The following is a 21,541-nucleotide window of genomic DNA, read 5'->3' as shown; positions in this document are numbered from 1 at the left end:
GGAGGTCTGATGATGACTCGTGAATTTAAATTTGAAACTCTTCAATTGCATGCAGGACAAGTGGTAGACGCTACTACCAAGTCCCGTGCTGTACCAATTTACCAAACAACATCTTTTGTATTTGAAGATACACAGGAGGGGGCAGACCTTTTTGCCCTTCAAAAAGCTGGAAATATCTATACTCGTATTACCAATCCAACAACTTCAGCCTTTGAAGAGCGTATTGCAGCTCTTGAAGGCGGAGTAGGTGCACTTGCCACAGCTTCTGGAATGGCAGCTCTTACTTATACTATCCTTGGACTAGCTCACGCAGGTGATCATGTGGTTGCAGCTTCAACAATCTACGGTGGGACCTTTAACCTGTTGAAAGAAACCCTTCCTCGTTACGGAATCACCACAACTTTTGTTGATATTGATCATTTAGAAGAAGTGGAAGCAGCGATTAAAGACAATACCAAACTTGTTTTGATTGAAACTTTGGGTAATCCAGTTATCAACATTCCTGATATTGAAAAAATAGCTGAAATTGCCCACAAACATCAAATTCCTTTGGTTGCTGATAATACTTTTGCAACACCATATCTCATTAATGTCTTTTCACACGGTGTAGATATCTCAGTTCACTCGGCTACTAAGTTTATCGGAGGACACGGTACAACAATCGGTGGTGTTATCGTTGATAGTGGGAAGTTTGACTGGGCAGCTTCAGGGAAATTCCCTCAATTTGTCAATGAAGATCCAAGCTACCATAATTTGAGCTATACTCGAGATGTAGGTGCTGCAGCCTTTATCGTTGCTGCTCGCGTGCAATTGCTTCGCGATATGGGAGCTGCCCTTTCACCATTTAACTCATTCTTGCTCCTACAAGGTCTTGAAACACTATCTCTCCGTGTTGAACGCCATGTGCAAAACGCTGAGAAAATCGTTGATTTCCTTGTGAACCATCCGAAAGTTGAAAAAGTTAATTATCCAAAATTAGCTGATAGCCCTTACCATGCCTTAGCGGAGAAATATTTACCAAAAGGTGTTGGTTCAATCTTTACCTTCCACGTTAAGGGCGGAGAAGCAGAAGCTCGTAAGGTAATTGATAGCTTAGAAATCTTTTCAAACCTTGCAAACGTAGCAGATGCCAAATCATTGGTCGTTCATCCAGCAACTACAACGCATGCTCAATTGTCTGACTCTGATCTAGAAGCAGCAGGAGTAACTAAAAATCAAATCCGTCTTTCAATCGGTCTTGAAAATGTCGACGATTTGATTGAAGATTTGCGTCTTGCACTTGAAAAAATCTAAAAATAACTAGTTTTTATCGAATTAAGGATCCTTCTCACGAATAATTAAGTGAGGAGGATTTTTATGTATAGTATTTCATTTCAAGAAGATTCACTTTTACCAAGAGAGAGACTAGTAAGAGAAGGAGTAGAAGCACTCAGCAACCAAGAATTACTGGCTATTTTGCTAAGGACAGGAACGAAACAAGCCAATGTTTTTGAAATAGCACAGAAGGTATTAAATCAGCTAACCTGTTTAACTGACCTAAAAAGAATGAGTCTACAGGAATTGCAGACTCTATCGGGTATTGGACGTGTTAAGGCTATCGAATTACAAGCTGTTATCGAATTAGGCTACCGTATCCATAAAAGGGAAACAGTGGAAATGGAGAGTATTCTTAGCAGTCGTAAATTAGCTAAAAAGATGCAGGCTGAGCTTGGAGATAAAAAACAAGAGCACCTAGTGGCGCTCTATCTGAATACTCAAAATCAAATCATTCACCAGCAGACCATTTTTATCGGGTCTGCCACGAGAAGCATTGCTGAACCGAGAGAAATTCTCCACTACGCTTTGAAGCATATGGCAACATCTGTGATTCTGGTTCATAATCATCCATCAGGAGCAGTAGTTCCTAGCCCCAATGATGACCATGTTACGAAGCTTGTTAAAGAAGCCTGCGAATTAATGGGATTGGTCTTATTGGACCATTTAATTGTCTCTCATTCTGATTATTTTAGTTACCGTGAGAAGACAGATATGATATAAAAAACCTGTAAATGATACAGGTTTTATAATTCATTGACGACATAGTCGAAAAGTGTTTTATCTTTGGGGCGATTTTCAAAGAGAAATTCAGGATGCCATTGAACCCCAAGATAAGGGAAGTCATCCGTAGTTGTAACAGCTTCGATAATACCATCCTTAGGATCATGAGCTACAACCTTAAGATTAGGAGCTAAATCTTTGATGCTCTGATGGTGGAAAGAATTGATATGAGAGATTTCTCCATAGATTTCTCTTAGAATAGTATCTGGTTCGGTGACAAGTCGCTGAGTGGTGTATTCAGCGGAAGTATCTTGCCAATGATCTTCGATATCTTGATAAAGAGACCCACCCATGGCTACGTTAAAGAGTTGAGTACCACGACAGACAGAAAAAATAGGTTTATTTTGCTTGATTGCTTCATTAATGAGGGCTAACTCAAAAATATCACGTTGAAGGTGGTAATCGTCGCTATCAATAGCTTTGGGCTCACCATAGTATTTAGGGTCAACATTTTGTCCACCAGTTAAAATAAGTTTATCAATTAAACTAATGTAGTAACTGGCCATTTCTTCATCGCCAATCGGTAGGATAATGGGTATACCTCCAGCTTCCTTAACTCCTTCAGCAAAGCCTTTTGCAGCATAACTCATCATAAGCTCATCATCTGGATGCGGGGTTTCATTTCCTGTAATCCCAATAACTGGTTTTTTCATAAATCAATTCGCTTTCTAATCCTCTTTTCGCATGAAATAGAGGAGGGTTTGAAGTTCGCTAGTAAGATCGACATACTGAACAACTACGTCTTTAGGAAGATGTAGGTGAACAGGAGAAAAACTGAGGATACCTTTGATACCAGCATCAACTAAAAGTTCAGCAACTTCTTGAGATTTAACACTAGGAACAGTAAGAATAGCAGTTTTAACATCACTATCCTTAATTTTGTCCTTTATTTGAGAGATTCCATAGATTGGAACACCGTCAGGTGTCTTGGTACCAACCTCAGGATGATCATCTAGGTCAAAAGCCATGATGATTTTCATCTTGTTACGCTCATGAAAGCGGTAGTGGAGGAGGGCATGTCCCATATTCCCAATACCTACAAGCATAACATTGGTAATAGAATTATCATTTAAAAGATCAGCGAAAAAGTTCATGAGCTTTTTGACATCATAGCCAAATCCACGACGTCCAAGTTCGCCAAAGTAAGAGAAGTCACGACGAACAGTGGCAGAATCAATTCCAATCGCTTCTGCAATTTGTTTGGAATTAGCTCTTTCAATTTTCTCGGCATTAAATCTTTTAAAAATACGGTAATAGAGAGAAAGTCTCTTTGCTGTTGCTTTTGGAATAGCAGACTGTTTTTCTTTCACAAAATCACAACCTTTCTAACTACTATTTTATAGAAAGCTTGTGAAAATTGCAACAATAACGAAAAAAAACTAAGAAAAAATCTTAGTTTATGTATTTTCGTGATAGGTTGTTAAAAAACGATAAAGATTTCCAAGAAGACCTTGATAGATTTCAACCCCATTGTGGGTCAGTGATGTGACAACAGTCGTATCAGGAAGCGTCACACAGCCTGATAGAGAAAGCATAAGAGCTTCATAGTCTTCGTATTCTTGAATACGCTCTACTTGATAGGCATCTTTATAAGTTAATCGAAACATAACAACCTTCTATCTTTCGCTTTTTGTAAATATTCCACGTTCAACCAGGCTATCCATCAAAAAGTAGAATTTCTCTTGGTGGATATGAGTTTCTTCTGATTTGAAGATATCAACTAAACGTAAACCAAATTTATCAGTGATATTGATTTTTACACCAGTTAAGTCTTTGTTGATGATAATCTTAAGTTGGAATCCTTCACCACTATTTGGAACTTTTTCAAGTAGACGCGTTAATTCATAGTTACCAACTTTAGTTTCAAAAAAAGTATTATCTTTAAGCGTAAATTTTTTAACAGTTGGACTAAGTGTGTAATCGTAACGACAATTTTTAAGTTTAATCGTTTGTTCAAATGCCATTAAGTTTATCCTCCGATGATATTTTTAATAGTTTTAGCAAGAGTTATCATTTCTTGTTCTGTATTTTGAGGTGAAATGCTGACGCGTACAGACTCGTGTAAGCGAGGAGATTCTTCTCCGTAGAAGGCTTGAAGAACATGACTGACCTGAACAACACCAGCTGTACAAGCAGAACCCGTTGAAATAGAAATACCTTCAAGGTCTAAACGAAGTAGTAGTAGATCGTTGCGTTGTCCCGGAAATCCGATATTTAGGACATAAGGGAGTTGCTCTTTACCTTGATTGAGATAATAGGTTGATCCAGCCATTTCAGTTAGAAAAACTTTCTGTAGTTTTTGAACTTTATTAAAGTTAGCCTCTAGATGATCTATATCGTCCTTAAGCGCTGCAACCATACCTATAATTGCGGGAAGATTTTCTGTCCCTGCTCTTTTTTTCTGTTCTTGATCTCCACCATGTAGGTAAGGATCAAAATTTGTAGAAGCAGCGTATAGGAAACCGATACCCTTTGGACCGTGAAATTTATGAGCAGAAGCACTGAGGAAATCTATTCCTAGTTTTTCAGGAAGAATCTCTAGCTTCCCGACAGCTTGAACAGCATCTACATGATAAGCTGCTGAATGGACTTTTAAAATCTGACCAATTTCAGCGATTGGTAAAAGAGTACCTGTTTCATTGTTAACATACATAGTTGAAACGAGAATAGTATCTTCACGCAGTGCATTTTTGACTTGATCTGCAGTGATTTCTTGATTATCAGGTTTTAAAATAGTCACTTCAAACCCAAAATTTTCCACCAGATATTCAATTGGTTCAAGCACAGCGTGATGCTCGATAGCAGTAGTAATAATGTGTTTTCCTCGATTTTGATGACGAAGACAGTAGCCGATAATAGCTGTATTATTACTTTCTGTACCACCAGAAGTGAAGAAAATGTGTTGGGGCTTTGTACCTAGTAAACCTGCTAACCCTTGACGGGCTTCACGTAATAATTTTCCTGCTTGACGCCCATGACCATGAATACTAGAAGGATTGCCATAAGTCTCCTGCATGACTTGAGTCATTGCTGAGATAGCTGCAGATGACATGGGTGTCGTAGCAGCATTATCTAAATAAATCAAAAACTCACCTAATTTCTATTTAAATTTAAATAGTGGACTAACTGGTTTTCTTTCATGAATACGAACCATGGCATCACCAATCAGTTCGCTTGCGGTAATATATTGTACATTCTTAGGTTTTTTACTTTCTGTCAATACAGAATCTGTAACCAAGACTTCCTTGATATTAGCTGCATCCAACAACTCCGCAGCACCGTTGACGAACAATCCATGGCTGGATACCGCGTAGATTTCAGTAGCACCATCGCGTTCCAAAATTTTAGCAGCTTCAGAGAAAGTACGGCCTGTATTAAGAATGTCATCGATTAAGATTGCTTTCTTACCTTCAACCTCTCCGATAATGTAACCTTGGCTACGTTCAGAATCATCTTGAGCATAGTCAATGATAGCAATCGGAGCATCAAGGTATTCAGCAAGGCTACGAGCACGTTTTACACCTGAGTTTTTAGGGCTGACAACAACCACATCTGGACCAGTTAAACCTTTATCAATGTAGTGTTTTGCAAATAGCGGAATTGTATAGAGGTTATCTACAGGAATATCAAAGAAACCTTGTACCTGAACAGCATGAAGGTCAAGCGTCAATACACGGCTAACCCCAGCCTTTACTAACATATTTGCAACAAGTTTAGCCGTAAGAGGTTCTCGAGAAGAAGCAATACGGTCTTGACGAGCATAACCAAAGTATGGAAGCACAACGTTAATGGTATTTGCGCTAGCACGAACACAGGCGTCAACCATGATTAATAGTTCCATCAAGTGGTTATTTACAGGGTAGCTGGTTGATTGGATGATATAAACATCATACCCACGAACACTTTCTTCGATGTTAACTTGAATTTCACCATCTGAAAATTGTCGTGATGATAATTTTCCTAGTGGAACACCTGCAGCATCCGCAATTTTTTGTGCAATTTCATGATTTGATGAAAGTGAAAAAAGCTTCATATTCTTTGTATCTGACATTGATAAACCGTCCTCTATAAACTAAGTAAATCGGTGAAAAAACATTTTTTAAGGAAAGTATTTTCTTTCACAGATTCTATTATTTTTTATCTCTTCTATTTTATCAAAAAAAGTTGATTATTTCAGTTATTTTTCATATTTTCTATAAATCTTACTAATTTTGAAGGTGCTTTCTTGTAATGGATATCATTGGCTTGTAAAAACTCCTGAAAATCAAGACTTCCTTGGTCACCATTTTCAACTTCTAGCTCTAGTTCATAATCTACAATATCGAAGTAGCGGCTTTGATCAAGCGCCATGAGTCCAATTGCTGTTTCTTTTTCGTAACGAACAGTAGTTAGGCAACCTAAAACCACCCAACCACTTGTTGAAAGTCCACGGCTAGTTAGTTCTTCTAGAATCATCCCCTGAGGAAGTTTACAATTTTCAAGACAATATTTTGCTTCCTCAAGAGTAAGGGATTGGTTGTATTCCATATTTCCGACTTCTTGAGGAATCTTAATAGTCAGTTCGGCGCTTGTATCGAAAGTACGAATGCGCATAGCAATTTTATGATGTCGAAGATAAAAATCAGGCGTATCTAAGTAGTAATTTTTTTGTGTAACAGGAGTGACTTCTGAAAATTGAGCTAGCAATCGATTATATTCTTCTTCACTGAGAAGTGTTTTCATTTCTATTTCTAAATGTTTCATTTTTACAACCTTTTCTTTATATTTGAAAGCGATTTATGGTATAATAAGCATTGTATTTATTGTATATGATTTTCATGAGAAAATCAAAAACTAGATAAATTAAACTGCATAGAGAATTGGACGTAAGAGTTATATGATTACAGAATGGGAAGAATTTTTAGATCCTTACATTCAAGCTGTCGGAGAATTAAAAATAAAACTCCGAGGAATCCGAAAACAATACAGAAAACAAAACCGACATTCTCCAATCGAGTTTGTCACGGGTCGGGTTAAACCGATTGAAAGTATCAAAGAAAAAATGGCACGACGGGGTATTGGCTATGACACACTTGAACAGGATTTGCAAGATATTGCAGGTTTACGTGTCATGGTTCAATTTGTAGACGACGTAAACGAGGTTGTCTCTATCCTTCGTAAAAGACAGGATATGAGAGTTGTTCAAGAACGTGATTACATTACTCATCGAAAGGCATCGGGTTATCGTTCTTACCATGTGATTATTGAGTATATGGTTGATACGATTTACGGTGCAAAAACCATTCTAGTTGAGATTCAAATTCGTACCTTGGCTATGAACTTTTGGGCTACAATCGAGCATTCTCTCAATTATAAATATCAAGGAGATTTCCCAGAGGAAATCAAGGAACGACTTGAAATTACAGCCAGAATTTCACATCAGCTAGACGAAGAAATGAGTAAAATACGTGCTGATATCCAGGAAGCACAAGCACTCTTTGATCCTTTGCACAGAAAGTTAAATGACGGGGTAGGAAACAGTGACGATACCGATGAAGAATACAGGTAAACGAATTGACCTAATTGCCAACCGTAAACCTCAGAGTCAGAAAGTTCTATTCGAGTTAAAAGACCGATTAAAAAAGAATAATTTTATCCTAAATGATAAAAATCCAGATATCGTCGTCTCTATTGGTGGAGATGGGATGTTGTTGTCTGCTTTTCATAAGTATGAAAACCAACTGGATAAGGTTCGTTTTGTTGGGGTTCATACAGGACATTTAGGTTTTTATACGGATTATCGTGATTTTGAGTTGGACCAATTAGTTACAAATTTACAGTTGGATAATGGTGCTCAAGTGTCTTATCCACTCTTAAGTGTCAAAATATTTCTCGAAAATGGTGAAGTCAAGTCTTTCCGAGCACTAAATGAAGCTAGCATTCGTCGAGCGGATCGAACTATGGTTGCTGATGTCATTATTAACCATGTTCCCTTCGAACGCTTTCGTGGTGACGGCCTAACAGTTTCAACGCCAACAGGCAGCACAGCCTATAATAAATCACTCGGTGGAGCAGTACTGCACCCGACCATAGAGGCCCTACAATTGGCTGAAATTGCTAGTTTGAACAACCGAATCTACCGCACACTTGGTTCATCAATTATTGTTCCAAAAAAAGACAAGATAGAATTGATACCAACACGAAATGACTATCACACAATCTCAATTGATAATAGTATTTATTCTTTCCGAAATATTGAGAAAATAGAGTATCAGATTGATCACCACAAGATCCATTTTGTAGCTACGCCAAGCCACACCAGTTTTTGGAATCGTGTCAAAGATGCCTTTATTGGTGAGGTGGACGAATGAGGTTTCAGTTTATTGCCGACGAACATGTCAAGGTCAAAACCTTTCTGAAAAAACATGAAGTTTCAAAAGGGTTACTTGCCAAGATTAAGTTTCGAGGTGGTGATATTCGAGTAAACGGGCATCCGCAGAATGCAACCTATCTCTTAGATATCGGAGATGAAGTCGTCATTGATATTCCGCCAGAGGAAGGATTCGAGACACTTGAAGCAATTGATTATCCTCTAGATATTCTATTTGAAGATGATCATTTCTTGATTATCAACAAACCCTTTGGAGTCGCTTCAATCCCTAGTGTCAATCATTCCAATACCATTGCCAACTTTATTAAGGGCTACTATGTAAAACAAAACTATGAGAATCAGCAGGTTCATATTGTGACTCGGCTTGATAGAGATACCTCTGGATTGATGCTTTTTGCTAAACACGGCTATGCGCATGCCAGATTAGACAAGCAATTGCAAAAAAAAGCTATTGAAAAGCGTTATTACGCCCTAGTTAAGGGAGATGGTCATCTGGAACCTCAGGGAGAAATCATCGCTCCGATAGCCCGAGATGAAGATTCTATCATCACTCGACGAGTAGCAAAGGGTGGAAAATATGCCCATACATCCTATCAAATCGTGGCAACTTATGGGAATATTCACTTAGTTGATATTCGTCTCCACACCGGGAGAACCCACCAGATTCGGGTTCATTTCTCGCATATTGGATTTCCATTACTTGGAGATGATCTTTATGGGGGAAGCTTAGAACATGGCATAGAGCGCCAGGCTCTACATTGCCATTACTTATCGTTCTATCATCCTTTCTTAGAAGAGCAGTTAGAGCTAGAATGCCCGCTGCCGGATGATTTCGACACACTTATTACACAGTTATCAAATAATAATTTATCTTAAAAGGAGTCAAAACTCATGGAAGTTTTTGAAAGTTTGAAAGCCAACCTAGTTGGTAAAAATGCTCGCATCGTTCTACCTGAAGGTGAAGAACCACGTATCCTACAAGCAACGAAGCGTTTGGTTAAAGAAACAGAAGTTATCCCTGTACTCCTAGGAAACCCTGACAAGATTAAAATCTATCTCGAAATCGAAGGAATTACAGAAGGTTACGAAGTCATCGATCCAGAACATTACCCACAATTTGAAGATATGGTAGCTTCACTTGTTGAACGTCGTAAAGGAAAAATGACAGAAGAAGAAGCGAGAGAAGTACTCATCAACGATGTTAACTACTTTGGTGTGATGTTAGTTTATATGGGCTTGGTTGATGGTATGGTTTCAGGAGCTATTCACTCTACAGCTTCAACAGTTCGTCCAGCTCTTCAAATCATTAAGACTCGTCCGAATGTGAGCCGTACATCAGGTGCGTTCCTTATGGTTCGTGGTAGTGAACGTTACTTGTTTGGTGACTGTGCTATCAACATTAACCCAGATGCTGAAGCCCTAGCTGAAATTGCGATTAACTCAGCTATCACTGCAAAAATGTTTGGTATCGAACCTAAGATTGCTATGCTTAGCTATTCAACTAAAGGCTCAGGTTTTGGCGAAAGTGTTGATAAGGTAGTGGAAGCTACTAAAATCGCACACGACTTGCGTCCTGACCTTGAAATTGATGGTGAGTTGCAATTTGATGCAGCCTTTGTTCCCGAAACTGCAGCTCTTAAAGCTCCTGGAAGCAACGTAGCTGGACAAGCTAATGTCTTCATCTTCCCTGGTATTGAAGCAGGTAACATTGGTTACAAGATGGCAGAACGTCTGGGTGGATTTGCTGCAGTTGGACCAGTTTTGCAAGGACTTAACAAACCAGTAAATGACCTTTCACGTGGATGTAACTCTGACGATGTTTACAAACTAACTCTAATTACAGCAGCGCAAGCTGTTCAACAATAAGAATGGTATCCCTCTTTCCCTCATGGTAAAGGGGGATTTCCCTTTTTTAAAGACATCATTCATCTGCAAAATTAGCCAAAATATGGTAAAATAGTCAGTAATCATCTATGTTTTATAGAATAAGTTTGTATGAAGAAAAGGAAATAAAATGGCAACTATTCAATGGTTTCCTGGACACATGTCCAAAGCACGTCGTCAGGTTCAGGAAAATTTAAAATTTGTTGATTTTGTGACAGTTTTAGTAGATGCACGTTTGCCCTTGTCTAGTCAAAATCCGATGCTGACTAAAATCATCGGGGACAAACCAAGACTATTGATTCTAAACAAGGCAGACCTTGCAGACCCAGCATTAACAAAAGAGTGGCGTCAACACTTTGAATCACAAGGTATTCTGACACTTGCTATCAACTCTAAGGAACAAATAACAGTAAAAGTAGTAACGGATGCTGCTAAAAAACTCATGGCAGATAAGATTGCTCGTCAAAAAGAACGTGGAATTCAAATTGAGACCTTGCGTACCATGATTATCGGGATACCAAACGCTGGTAAATCGACTCTGATGAACCGATTAGCTGGTAAGAAAATTGCTGTAGTTGGTAATAAACCAGGTGTGACAAAAGGTCAACAATGGCTCAAAACAAATAAGGATCTTGAAATCTTGGATACTCCAGGGATTCTTTGGCCAAAATTTGAAGATGAAACTGTTGCTCTTAAACTTGCACTCACTGGAGCAATCAAGGATCAGTTGCTTCCAATGGATGAGGTAACGATTTTCGGTCTCAATTACTTTAAAACGCATTATCCTGAAAAGCTTCAAGAACGTTTCAAACAAATGAATCTGGACGATGAGGCTCCAGAAATTATCATGGATATGACGCGTATCCTTGGTTTCCGTGATGATTACGATCGTTTTTACAATCTCTTTGTCAAAGAAGTTCGTGATGGAAAACTTGGTAACTATACCTTAGATACATTGGATGATCTCAATGGCAACGATTAAAGAAATAAAAGAAGTATTAGCAAAGATAACTGATCTTGAAAGTCCCTTTTTTAGGGAATTTGAAAAAGATTCTCGTTTAGGTGTACAAAAGGAAATTGAAAAGCGTAAAAAGGCTATCCAAGCAGAAATGGATGAAAATCTTCGCTTAGAAGCTATGCTTCGATATGAAAAAGAACTTTACGTTCAGGGGATTAACCTAATTGCAGGTGTAGATGAGGTTGGACGTGGTCCGCTAGCTGGTCCAGTGGTGGCTGCTGCAGTGATTTTACCTCAAAATTGTAAAATTAAAGGTTTAAATGACAGCAAAAAAATTCCTAAGAAAAAACACGAGGAGATTTTTCAAGCCGTTAAGGATAATGCTTTAGCAATCGGTATAGGGATTATGGACAATAAAGTCATTGACCAAGTCAATATCTACGAAGCGACTAAAGTAGCCATGAGGGAAGCTATCTCTCAGCTTGAACCTCAGCCAGAGCACCTCTTGATTGATGCTATGAAATTGGATTTGCCAATCACACAGACATCTATCATCAAAGGGGATGCCAACTCCTTATCTATTGCAGCAGCATCTATCATTGCTAAGGTTACAAGGGACAAGATTATGGCTAACTATGACCAGGAATTTCCAGGTTATGATTTTTCTCAAAACGCTGGCTATGGAACTGCTAAGCATCTAGAAGGAATTGAAAAGCACGGTGTCACACCCATTCATCGCACCAGTTTTGAACCGATTAAAACGATCGTTTCAGAAACTAATAAAAGATAATTAAAGGAGAGAATTATGGAGGAACAATCGGAAATACTTAGTTCCAAGAAAGAATTTGCCTTTGCGTCCAGTACGATCTTAGCTCAAGTAGGGCGAGGTATTATTGTCGGATTAGTCGTAGGAATTATTGTAGGATCATTTCGATTTTTGATTGAAAAAGGCTTTCATATCGTTCAAGGATTTTATCAAGACCAAGAAAATCTGATACGGAATCTATTGATTATTTTATTGTTTTATATGCTCATTTGCTTAGTTAGTGCCAAATTAACACGTTCAGAAAAAGATATCAAAGGTTCTGGTATTCCTCAAGTTGAAGCGGAGTTAAAAGGTCTCATGTCTCTCAATTGGTGGAGTGTCCTCTGGAAGAAATACATTCTAGGTATCTTGGCCATTGCGAGTGGGCTCATGCTCGGTCGTGAAGGTCCCAGTATTCAACTAGGTGCCGCTGGAGGAAAAGGAATTGCCAAATGGCTCAAGTCTAGCCCTGTTGAGGAGCGTTCTTTGATTGCTAGTGGAGCTGCTGCTGGACTCGCTGCAGCCTTTAATGCACCGATTGCGGGCTTATTATTTGTAGTAGAAGAAGTCTATCACCATTTTTCACGATTCTTCTGGGTTTCTACCTTGGCTGCTAGTCTAGTAGCAAACTTTGTTTCCCTTCTCATCTTTGGCTTAACACCTGTGCTTGATATGCCTGATAATATTCCTCTTATGAGTTTGAGTCAGTATTGGATTTATCTGGTTATGGGGATTTTTCTTGGTTTTTCAGGTTTTCTTTATGAAAAAGCCGTTCTGAATGTCGGGAGAGTTTACGATTGGATCGGTCAAAAAATTCATCTAGATAAGGCCTATCATCCTATTATAGCTTTTCTTCTTATCATTCCAGTAGGAATCTTCCTACCACAAATACTTGGAGGGGGCAATCAAGTTGTCTTATCCTTAACAGAACAAGATTTTAGCTTCCAAATTCTCTTAATTTACTTCATCATTCGCTTTATCTGGAGCATGATTAGTTACGGAAGTGGACTTCCTGGTGGAATTTTCCTACCTATTTTAGCTTTAGGATCCTTACTTGGAGCTCTAGTCGGTGTTATTTGTGTCAATCTTGGCCTTGTTACCCAGCAGCAATTTCCAATATTTGTAATTCTAGGAATGAGTGGCTATTTTGGTGCTATCTCAAAAGCACCTTTGACAGCTATGATTCTTGTGACTGAGATGGTCGGTGATATCCGCAATCTCATGCCTTTAGGGATGGTAACCCTAGTTGCCTATATTGTTATGGATCTGCTCAAAGGGGCGCCCGTCTATGAAGCCATGCTGGAGAAAATGTTACCTGAATCAGCAACTGATGACGGAGAAGTTACACTGATAGAAATCCCAGTTTCTGATAAGATAGCTGGTAAGCAGGTACATGAACTCAATTTACCACATAACGTACTTATCACAACTCAGGTACATAACGGTAAAAGTAAGACAGTTAATGGTTCTACAAGGATGTATCTAGGTGATATGATCCATCTCGTGATTCCAAAAAGTGAAATTGGAAAAGTGAAAGATTTATTGTTGTAGAATTAGTTGTTTACATAACTTATGTTATGTCATAAATATAATTGGTCATTAAACATGACATTCGAAAACCGATTCTCAGTGCTGAGAATCGGCTTTTTATTGCTTTTTTCATAATAGATTATTGTATAATAAGAAAAAGGAGAAAAGCTCAAATGAATAATTCTAGCATTAAAAAACGTCATAAAAGGTTACTGATCGTTTTGTCACTCGCAATCATCACAGCAGGAGGTGTTTTTATGTTTAGCATGTTAGGGAAATCCCAAGAAGAGCGTCGGAATAGAGAGTATGAAGTTAGTTTGGTAAATGCCTTAAAGAATTCCTACCAAGGGATTAAGGAGATTAAGATTATGGATCCGTACTATAATGACAAACCGAGTTCGTGGTCTTGTGATATTTCAGTACAGTTCAATGATAGTCAAACTATTACTTATGGAATTAATCACAAATTAACCTATAAAGAAAACCATGATGGTCTTATGAAAGGAAATACTAATGAAGAAATTGATCAACAATGGTCTATACTTCAAAAACACATTGGTAAAACAGAATCTACAATATTAGTACGATATTCAAATGGTGAAACAGGAGAGCAATAATGGTATTTAATTATACTGATAAACAACTTAATGAATTGAATCACGGGAAGAATGTATACAGTGTAAATTCTGAGTATGCTGAGAGAAATGGAGATAACAATGAGTAAAGACAGATTAAGAAAAAGCTATAAACCATTATTCATAGTTTTTCTACTCGCAACTATCACAGCAGGCGCTATTTTTATGTTTACTATGTTAGGAAAATCTCAAGAGGAGCGTCAGAATAGAGAGTACGAAGTTAGTTTGGTTAAAACTTTAAAAGATAGTTATGAGGGTATTGAAGAAATAAGATTTTCTAATGCAAACTACACAAATCCGCCAGGAAGTTGGACTTGCGTAGTTGAACTATATTTTAATGAGAGAAGCATAAAATATAAAATAAATTATTCAAAAAATTATAAACGAATTTCTGATGTATCTTTAGAGAGAGAGAATAGAAAAGAGGACCGAGAATTTTTAAATAATCACTTGGGTAAGACAAGTAAACTCACAAAAGTTATTTATTCAGATGGTTCAGGGGGAGAATATTAATGGTATAAATTTAAACTAATAAACAACTCAATGAATTTAACCATGGAAAGAATGTATATAGTGTCAATACTGAATAAACTAAGAAAAAGAGGAAATGATGATGAGTAAAGACAGATTAAGAAAAAGCTATAAACCATTATTCATAGTTTTACTACTCGCAACAATCACAGCAGGAGGTGTTTTTATGTTTAGTATGTTAGGGAAATCTCAAGAAGAACGTCGGAATAGAGAGTACGAAGTAAGTTTGGTAAATGCCTTAAAGAATTCTTATCAAGGGATAGAAGAGATTAAGATTTCCAATCCAGAATATACAAGCCCTCCAGGTTCGTGGTCTTGTGATATAGAAATTAAGTTTAAAGATGAAAGAAAAATTAAGTATGGTATTGGATATTCTCTAGACACTGAAGAAATAACAGATGCTTCATTGGAATGGGAAAATAGAGTGATAGATAGACAATTTTTAAATGAGAACAAAGGTAAAACTGCTTCAAAAATTAGGGTAACTTATTCTAATAATGATGAAGGAGAGCAATAATGTCATTTAGTTATACAGATAAACAGCTTAATAATTTAAATGGAGATACTGCAGTTTACAGTGTGAATTCAGAGTTTGCTAGACGAAAACATAAAAAGCTTGTTGTTAGTAAATCTGATTCTGAATTAGCTAGTTACGAAACCAACACCATAACCACCTCTGACGGTCAAGAATTCCGTGTTGTTGCTACTAAGTCTCACAAAGGAACTGGTTTTAATGGACTTGTTTTAGATGCATTTTTCTCTATTCTAGTGTTATTTATCTTTAAATTATAGTAGAATGAAGAAAAGGAGAAGAGCTTAAATGAATAATTCCAACACTAAAAAAAGTCATAAAAAGCTGCTAATCGTTTTGTTACTCGTAGCCATCACAACAGGAGGTGTTTTTATGTTTAGTTTGTTAGGGAAATCTCAAGAGGAGCGTCGGAATAGAGAGTATGAAGTTAGTTTGGTGAATGCCCTAAAAAATTCCTACCAAGGGATTGAGGAGATTAAGATTTCTAATCCAGAATACACAAGCCCTCCGGGTTCGTGGTCTTGTGATGTAGAAATCAAATTTAATGATGAAAGAACTCTTTCATATGGAATTAATCATCATTTAAACTATAAAACCAATTATGGCGGACGTCAAGAAACAAACGAAGATTGGCAGTATTTAGAAACTCATAGAGGGAAAACTTTAAAGTCAGTGAAAATTACTTATTCTGATAGTGAACAAGGAGAACTATGATGAATTTCCATTATACTGATGAACACTTGAATAATTTAAACCAAGATTAGACTGTTTATAGTGTGAACGAAGAGTTTTCAAGGAGAAAAAGGAGAAAAGCTTAAATGAATAATTCCAACACTAAAAAAAGTCATAAAAGGCTACTAACCGTTTTGTCACTCGTAATTTTCACAGCAGGAAGTGTTTTTGTGTTTACTATGTCAAGGAAATCTCAAGAAGAACGTCGGAATAGAGAGTATGAAGTAAGTTTGGTAAACGCCTTAAAGAATTCTTACCAAGGGATTGAGGAGATAACGATTACGAATCCATCGTACAGCTCAATTCCTTCAGACGCTTGGGGGGCGGATGTGAAACTAAAATTTTTTGATGGAACATCTAAAGAACATGTTTTAGCTTTTGATATAAACTCGAATAAAATTAGGATTGGATTATTTAATAAGAATGATGAAGAATTTCAACGTTTTTTAAATTCTAGGCGAGGTTCTACTAATTCAAAAGTTAAAGTTAAATATTCGAATGGTTCAGAAGGGGAGCTATGATGAGTATTATACTGATGAAGAATATCAAAGCGCATTGAAACAAATGTATCGGATGATGGAACGAAACCGAATCCTTGCAGAAGCTAAGTTAGCCATTACAGCAAAAAATCAATTAAAAGATAATTTTAAAAAAGAAGCTAAAAAGATAGCTACAGAAACTAAATCAACCATTACAAGCATAAATAACCAAATGGACACTGCAATTCAAGGTAAAGTTCGCAAGAGTCTTGAAACAAAGATTCCTAACATATTGCTCAAGTATGATGAAATATAGAAAATACTCTAAAGAATTTTTTGTTACCTTTTAAAACTAAAATTTTATGTACAATTGACTTAACATGAACTAAACCATTGATACAACTGAATTAGAAGCTTAAAGTATATTCTTTAAAAAGTGGACTTCATTTTTATTTTGTATATTTTCTAGTTCATAACATCATCTGATTTAAGGAATTGATTTGTACATTTTTACTCTAATAGGTGCAGAAGAAGTAGTGGTTCAATTGTACATTTTTTGCTACTCATTTAAGGTCTTATTGATAGTAAGATATAGATTTTTACTCGTGGTGCTAGTTAATCTCAAAGTATCTCAGATTATAAGTAAGTACAATTTGCTGCATTCTCAACTGAAGAATATGACGAGCTACTTGAAGCAATCAAAAAATCCCTATAAAGGGATTTTTTTATACCTATAATACCTTGTGCAAAATAGTCGTATATATCAAAATCAGAGTCCCGTTACCTACTATTAGACCAAAAGTCGCAAGCAAGGTCTTTGCTGTACCCGGCTTAAAATCTGCACTAATCAAATATGGCCAAAAGCAAACTATTGGGAAAATGGCTATTAACACGCATACATAGGTAGGAAAGCTTGTCCAAAGAAAGCGTGTCGTCTCTAACCAGTGACCCCATGAAGGTATCACTATTTTGCTTATAGTGAAAAGTATGCATATAAGGTGGACCACTAGAAGATAAATAGCATACTTTGTCTTACTTATTACTTTTTGATTTTTCATTTTGCCTAATTATCCCTGCAAATTCTTCTATCGCTCTGCTGCAATATTAGAACTAAAATTAAAATGAACTATATCATTATTCGAATCAAGGTCTAAATTCATAAAGTAATGATTCCAAAAGAATTCATTGTTACCTGCGCCCCACTGCACGCCATAATGACTCAAATATTCATCTCTTGGCTCGCTTGGAGTCAGCCATATTTTTTTCCCAAATACTTTCGTGAACTCGTTTTCGTCAAGCTTCTTTAGCAAATCTATACCATCTATATTATATGAGATTCCATATTTTTGGGCAACAGCTGTGCAATCAGAATCAAAGCAAACCTGCGTAACTACACAGTCCTTCAGCTCCGTATTCTTTTTCTTATCTCCGTAAACACCTATACATCCGAGAACTACATTCTTCTTTACAAGAAGATAGGTAGATCGCGTAACTGCTGAGTCATATGACTTAAAGCCGTTTGGTACACTAACCTCAGTTCCTTGGTATTTAGTATAGCTTCCCTTTGTCAAAAGCTCGTTATAATTAGGATAATCATGTCTACCATTTGACACATAAATGTCAAACCCCTTGTCTATCAAATCCGAAATCTTAGTCTCTGTAAGATGAATTTCAGTTCCGTCAATTCTAAGTGGAGGTGCGTTATCAGGTAGACCTATAATTATATATACAAACATCAAAAACACGAATACCATAAGCACTGCAACGATACCCATCCAAGATTTCCCGGTTCTCCTTCGTGCATTGAAAAGCGACATTATAGAAGGCGTGATTATAGCAGCACCAATTGGCGCCGCCCCATGACGGAACATGCTCATGACCTTAAAGGCAATTACAGCGCTAATTAGTATTAAAATTATGTGCACTGCATACTCTCCTACGCTTAGCTTACTCGTCCTAGTCTGATTATTTGCTGGGGCATCGTACATTGAAACACCGTTCTCAAAGGTGTTCTTCATTCTAAAACGAAGCCAAAACAATATTCCAATAAACACAAATGCCAAGAACACTAGCATTCCGATAAAAACTAATTTTTCCATCTGTAACCTTTTCTCTGACCTAATTATCGTCCATCAAAATTCATATCTAGTCTACCACATTTTGAAATTGTTTTACAATATTTACATACTTGTGCACGAATCAAAAATGTATACAAGCTTTTCAGAGTATTTATTCTTTACACCTCTTTTTCGCTATGTTAAAATTGTATAGAGTTTAATACTTGTGTTCAATTCCAATTAGAAGAGAAGTGCCTAATACTTGTCCATATTGCAATAACGAACAAGCATTAAAAGGCTATAATACAGCTCCAGATATTTATCCTGAATTATATGATTATTGGAGTAGCAAGAACTTAAAATGTCTTCAGTAAGGGTTAATTCAACATATACCGCATGGTGGAAATGTCCTGTATGCACTGGAGAATATCAGCAAGTAATTAAAGAAAAATTTTACAGAGAAAATTCTTGTCCATATTGTAGGAATCAAAAAGTTTTAAAAGGATTTAAAGACTTGGCAACAACTCAACAAAGTCTAATGAATGAGTAGGATTATGTAAATAACCTCCTAATAACAAATCCAACTGAAATCACAGAGTTGAGTAATATGTCTGTATGGTGGATATGTCAGGAAAATCCAGAACATCGTTATAAAATTCAAGTTAAAGAAAGAATGGCGTACAGAAAACGAAATAAAAAGGCATGTTCGATTTGCAAAGGTTACAGAAGAAAGCAAGAACACTTTGTACAGTATAAAAAAATAAAAACACTTTAAGTAATATAAAGTGTTTTTATTTTGTCAAAATGTACAATTGAAAAATTTTTAGTTTTCACTTAAATAAAGTACATATTACAGTAGATGGACAGCTTTAAAAATTTCCAGTGTTCACTTAAATAAAGAACATAATTGAGTATAATTGGCTTAAAAAAATTTTTGGTTACTTGCTTTAAGTTATCTATTCCTAAATCTCCCCTATAACATCTTTCCGAAAAACTATAATTTTCTTGAAAAAAATATATAGCTATGCTATACTACTAGTATAGAAAGATTTGGAGAAAAATATGAAACGCGAGATCTTATTAGAACGGATTGATAAACTCAAACAAGTCATGCCCTGGTATGTTCTAGAATACTATCAATCGAAACTGGCTGTTCCATACAGTTTTACGACCTTGTACGAATACTTAAAGGAATATGATCGATTTTTCACCTGGGTCTTGGAATCTGGTATATCGGATGCTGACACCATGGCCAATATTCCCTTAGACGTTCTGGAGCACATGACCAAGAAAGACATGGAATCATTTATCCTTTACTTGCGTGAACGTCCTCTGCTCAATGCCAATACGACGAAAAACGGGGTATCTCAAACAACCATTAACCGTACCCTTTCGGCACTTTCTAGTCTCTATAAGTATTTGACTGAGGAGGTTGAAAATGAACAAGGTGAACCTTATTTCTATCGCAATGTCATGAAGAAGGTTGCTACCAAGAAAAAGAAAGAAACTTTGGCTGCACGAGCTGAAAATATCAAGCAAAAGCTCTTTTTAGGTGATGAAACAGAGGGATTTTTGAATTATATAGATGAGGAATACTCTAAAACTCTCTCAAATCGTGCCTTATCTTCCTTTAATAAGAATAAAGAGCGAGATTTAGCCATTATTGCACTCCTTCTTGCCTCTGGTGTCCGTCTCTCCGAAGCAGTTAACCTAGATCTTCGTGATCTCAATCTCAAAATGATGGTCATCGATGTTACTCGTAAGGGCGGAAAACGTGACTCGGTTAATGTCGCTGCCTTTGCTAAGCCTTATTTAGAGCAATATCTTGCTATTCGAGACAAACGTTATAAGACTGAAAAGACCGATACAGCCCTCTTTCTGACCTTGTATCGAGGCGTTCCAAACCGGATTGATGCTTCTAGTGTTGAAAAGATGGTGGCCAAGTATTCAGAAGACTTTAAAGTCCGCGTAACTCCCCACAAACTGCGCCATACTCTTGCAACACGTCTCTATGATGCAACCAAATCCCAAGTTTTGGTCAGCCATCAACTTGGACATGCAAGCACGCAGGTAACGGACTTGTATACGCATATCGTTAATGACGAACAGAAAAATGCCTTAGATAGTTTATAAGACACATAACATAAATTATGTAATGTTTTAGTATTAAAAAAAGAGCGTAGATTTTTTTATGGAATCTTACGCTCTTTTATTCTTTCTATAAAAATTCGATCCAATAATTACGGTGTGGCTCAATAATAACAGGTTTTCCCCAAAATGATTTTAGATAGGCCAAGTTTGCAGGGGTGACAGGTCTTTTTTCACCATTGAACTTCTCTGCGCTCTCTTCCGTTAGAAAGCATTTAACTGCTTCATATGGTGTACCATCGCCCGCTATTCGATCAATTCCTAAATAAGCAATTTCATCACCGGCTTTTGGAATATCTGTAAATAGTTTACCAATAAAATAAACCGTCTTATCTTTCATTAATTCATAAGCCTTACTATTTTCCAGTCTGTTATTCGCTGCAGCGTACATAATACAAAAACTGTCCACAATATCTTTCAAAGGCATTAATTCTTCTTTGCTGACTATAATTTCGTCGGGAGCAAGTCCACCAAGGATTAAGTTTTGATAATGAGGTTGCTGGATGATATTATCTAAAGCCATTCCCATTCCTAATGGTAGTTGGACAGCTTGATAGCCTAATGGTTCTAGCTCTTGCTTTTTCTGGTCAAGGTGTTCTTGTGTAATACTGATATTCAAATCATATGGACTTGAAGGTTGTTGCTTGCTAAAAAAAGCCACTACTATACGATCTAACTGTTCAAATAGACCAAGATTATCAACTGGAATTTTCATCATCGAATATGATCCCCTTTTTTGTTCAGATTTCCTCTTTATTCTACTCTCATTATTTTTGAATATCA

28 protein-coding genes are annotated in these 21,541 nt (G+C 36.8%); 19 read left to right on the top strand and 9 right to left on the bottom strand.

The features are described from left to right. Positions 1 to 12: 12 nt before the first annotated feature. Complete coding sequence (locus QM923_RS02820; protein ID WP_414291044.1) at positions 13 to 1,293, top strand: O-acetylhomoserine aminocarboxypropyltransferase/cysteine synthase family protein; 1,281 nt, start codon at positions 13 to 15, stop codon at positions 1,291 to 1,293. 63 nt (positions 1,294 to 1,356) lie between these two features. Next, complete coding sequence (gene radC, locus QM923_RS02815) at positions 1,357 to 2,037, top strand: RadC family protein (RefSeq protein ID WP_414290801.1); 681 nt, start codon at positions 1,357 to 1,359, stop codon at positions 2,035 to 2,037. Positions 2,038 to 2,060: 23 nt separating this feature from the next. Here the strand turns inward: radC and QM923_RS02810 are convergent, their stop codons facing one another. The 7 genes from QM923_RS02810 to QM923_RS02780 all read right to left on the bottom strand — a co-directional run bounded on the left by QM923_RS02810 (position 2,061) and on the right by QM923_RS02780 (position 6,840). Then, positions 2,061 to 2,750 (bottom strand): gamma-glutamyl-gamma-aminobutyrate hydrolase family protein, encoded by a 690-nt coding sequence (locus tag QM923_RS02810; protein WP_414290800.1) that lies wholly within the window; start codon positions 2,748 to 2,750, stop codon positions 2,061 to 2,063. A 15-nt stretch (positions 2,751 to 2,765) separates the two neighbouring features. Continuing rightward, entirely contained in the window at positions 2,766 to 3,407 is a 642-nt protein-coding gene (locus tag QM923_RS02805; protein WP_004252929.1) for a redox-sensing transcriptional repressor Rex, read from the bottom strand. Positions 3,408 to 3,494: 87 nt separating this feature from the next. Continuing rightward, complete coding sequence (locus tag QM923_RS02800) at positions 3,495 to 3,704, bottom strand: DUF4649 family protein (RefSeq protein WP_414290799.1); 210 nt, start codon at positions 3,702 to 3,704, stop codon at positions 3,495 to 3,497. A gap of 9 nt (positions 3,705 to 3,713) precedes the next feature. After that, positions 3,714 to 4,061, bottom strand: coding sequence for a DUF1831 domain-containing protein (locus QM923_RS02795; protein WP_414257427.1), 348 nt, complete (start codon positions 4,059 to 4,061; stop codon positions 3,714 to 3,716). A gap of 5 nt (positions 4,062 to 4,066) precedes the next feature. Next, positions 4,067 to 5,182 (bottom strand): cysteine desulfurase family protein, encoded by a 1,116-nt coding sequence (locus QM923_RS02790; RefSeq protein WP_414290798.1) that lies wholly within the window; start codon positions 5,180 to 5,182, stop codon positions 4,067 to 4,069. A 15-nt stretch (positions 5,183 to 5,197) separates the two neighbouring features. Further along, on the bottom strand, positions 5,198 to 6,148 hold the full coding sequence (locus QM923_RS02785; protein ID WP_006148522.1) for a ribose-phosphate diphosphokinase: 951 nt from the start codon (positions 6,146 to 6,148) through the stop codon (positions 5,198 to 5,200). A 122-nt stretch (positions 6,149 to 6,270) separates the two neighbouring features. Beyond that, positions 6,271 to 6,840 carry a CYTH domain-containing protein gene (locus tag QM923_RS02780; protein WP_414290797.1) on the bottom strand — a complete coding sequence of 190 codons (570 nt, stop codon included), beginning with the start codon at positions 6,838 to 6,840 and terminating at the stop codon, positions 6,271 to 6,273. A gap of 133 nt (positions 6,841 to 6,973) precedes the next feature. On the opposite strand from QM923_RS02780, the gene QM923_RS02775 reads away from it, so the two are divergent. The 14 genes from QM923_RS02775 (at position 6,974) to QM923_RS02710 (ending at position 16,869) form a co-directional block, all read left to right on the top strand. Continuing rightward, positions 6,974 to 7,645 carry a GTP pyrophosphokinase gene (locus tag QM923_RS02775; protein ID WP_004252944.1) on the top strand — a complete coding sequence of 224 codons (672 nt, stop codon included), beginning with the start codon at positions 6,974 to 6,976 and terminating at the stop codon, positions 7,643 to 7,645. Next, on the top strand, positions 7,629 to 8,447 hold the full coding sequence (locus QM923_RS02770) for an NAD kinase (protein WP_414290796.1): 819 nt from the start codon (positions 7,629 to 7,631) through the stop codon (positions 8,445 to 8,447). The genes QM923_RS02775 and QM923_RS02770 overlap by 17 nt, the downstream gene beginning before the upstream one ends. Continuing rightward, entirely contained in the window at positions 8,444 to 9,343 is a 900-nt protein-coding gene (locus tag QM923_RS02765; protein WP_414290795.1) for an RluA family pseudouridine synthase, read from the top strand. Before QM923_RS02770 ends, QM923_RS02765 begins: the two co-directional genes overlap by 4 nt. A 15-nt stretch (positions 9,344 to 9,358) precedes the next feature. Then, the gene (gene pta / locus QM923_RS02760) at positions 9,359 to 10,333 is read left to right on the top strand and encodes a phosphate acetyltransferase (protein WP_195184378.1); all 975 of its coding nucleotides are present in this window, start codon (positions 9,359 to 9,361) and stop codon (positions 10,331 to 10,333) included. A gap of 148 nt (positions 10,334 to 10,481) precedes the next feature. After that, positions 10,482 to 11,333 (top strand): ribosome biogenesis GTPase YlqF, encoded by an 852-nt coding sequence (ylqF, locus tag QM923_RS02755; protein ID WP_414290794.1) that lies wholly within the window; start codon positions 10,482 to 10,484, stop codon positions 11,331 to 11,333. Further along, positions 11,320 to 12,099 (top strand): ribonuclease HII, encoded by a 780-nt coding sequence (locus tag QM923_RS02750; RefSeq protein ID WP_414290793.1) that lies wholly within the window; start codon positions 11,320 to 11,322, stop codon positions 12,097 to 12,099. The genes ylqF and QM923_RS02750 overlap by 14 nt, the downstream gene beginning before the upstream one ends. Before the next feature lie 15 nt (positions 12,100 to 12,114). Continuing rightward, positions 12,115 to 13,665 carry a ClC family H(+)/Cl(-) exchange transporter gene (locus QM923_RS02745; protein ID WP_414290792.1) on the top strand — a complete coding sequence of 517 codons (1,551 nt, stop codon included), beginning with the start codon at positions 12,115 to 12,117 and terminating at the stop codon, positions 13,663 to 13,665. Positions 13,666 to 13,817: 152 nt separating this feature from the next. Further along, entirely contained in the window at positions 13,818 to 14,261 is a 444-nt protein-coding gene (locus QM923_RS02740; protein ID WP_414290791.1) for a hypothetical protein, read from the top strand. Positions 14,262 to 14,360: 99 nt separating this feature from the next. Next, positions 14,361 to 14,792, top strand: a complete 432-nt coding sequence (locus QM923_RS02735) for a hypothetical protein (RefSeq protein ID WP_414290790.1) — start codon at positions 14,361 to 14,363, stop codon at positions 14,790 to 14,792. A gap of 100 nt (positions 14,793 to 14,892) precedes the next feature. Then, complete coding sequence (locus QM923_RS02730) at positions 14,893 to 15,327, top strand: hypothetical protein (protein ID WP_414291043.1); 435 nt, start codon at positions 14,893 to 14,895, stop codon at positions 15,325 to 15,327. Beyond that, complete coding sequence (locus QM923_RS02725; RefSeq protein WP_414290789.1) at positions 15,327 to 15,602, top strand: hypothetical protein; 276 nt, start codon at positions 15,327 to 15,329, stop codon at positions 15,600 to 15,602. Before QM923_RS02730 ends, QM923_RS02725 begins: the two co-directional genes overlap by 1 nt. Positions 15,603 to 15,630: 28 nt before the next feature. Beyond that, positions 15,631 to 16,056 (top strand): hypothetical protein, encoded by a 426-nt coding sequence (locus tag QM923_RS02720; RefSeq protein ID WP_414290788.1) that lies wholly within the window; start codon positions 15,631 to 15,633, stop codon positions 16,054 to 16,056. Positions 16,057 to 16,160: 104 nt separating this feature from the next. Next, positions 16,161 to 16,595, top strand: a complete 435-nt coding sequence (locus tag QM923_RS02715) for a hypothetical protein (protein WP_414290787.1) — start codon at positions 16,161 to 16,163, stop codon at positions 16,593 to 16,595. Next, positions 16,573 to 16,869 carry a hypothetical protein gene (locus tag QM923_RS02710; protein WP_414290786.1) on the top strand — a complete coding sequence of 99 codons (297 nt, stop codon included), beginning with the start codon at positions 16,573 to 16,575 and terminating at the stop codon, positions 16,867 to 16,869. Before QM923_RS02715 ends, QM923_RS02710 begins: the two co-directional genes overlap by 23 nt. Positions 16,870 to 17,638: 769 nt before the next feature. On the opposite strand, the gene QM923_RS02705 is transcribed toward QM923_RS02710, so the two are convergent. Continuing rightward, positions 17,639 to 18,652, bottom strand: coding sequence for a hypothetical protein (locus QM923_RS02705; protein ID WP_414290785.1), 1,014 nt, complete (start codon positions 18,650 to 18,652; stop codon positions 17,639 to 17,641). 319 nt (positions 18,653 to 18,971) lie between these two features. Between QM923_RS02705 and QM923_RS02700 the strand changes: the two genes are divergently transcribed. From QM923_RS02700 to xerS, 3 genes are all read left to right on the top strand, one after another. Further along, complete coding sequence (locus tag QM923_RS02700) at positions 18,972 to 19,160, top strand: zinc-ribbon domain-containing protein (RefSeq protein WP_414290784.1); 189 nt, start codon at positions 18,972 to 18,974, stop codon at positions 19,158 to 19,160. Between the two features lie 57 nt (positions 19,161 to 19,217). Further along, on the top strand, positions 19,218 to 19,385 hold the full coding sequence (locus QM923_RS02695) for a zinc-ribbon domain-containing protein (RefSeq protein ID WP_414290783.1): 168 nt from the start codon (positions 19,218 to 19,220) through the stop codon (positions 19,383 to 19,385). Positions 19,386 to 19,672: 287 nt separating this feature from the next. Next, positions 19,673 to 20,743 carry a tyrosine recombinase XerS gene (gene xerS, locus QM923_RS02690; RefSeq protein ID WP_414290782.1) on the top strand — a complete coding sequence of 357 codons (1,071 nt, stop codon included), beginning with the start codon at positions 19,673 to 19,675 and terminating at the stop codon, positions 20,741 to 20,743. 85 nt (positions 20,744 to 20,828) lie between these two features. On the opposite strand, the gene QM923_RS02685 is transcribed toward xerS, so the two are convergent. Then, entirely contained in the window at positions 20,829 to 21,476 is a 648-nt protein-coding gene (locus QM923_RS02685; protein WP_414290781.1) for a hypothetical protein, read from the bottom strand. Between the last annotated feature and the right edge of the window lie 65 nt (positions 21,477 to 21,541).

Origin of the sequence: Streptococcus infantis (genome assembly GCF_047463275.1) — a bacterium.
Taxonomy (GTDB): domain Bacteria; phylum Bacillota; class Bacilli; order Lactobacillales; family Streptococcaceae; genus Streptococcus; species Streptococcus infantis_AF.
This window is presented reverse-complemented; position numbering and strand designations above follow the sequence as displayed.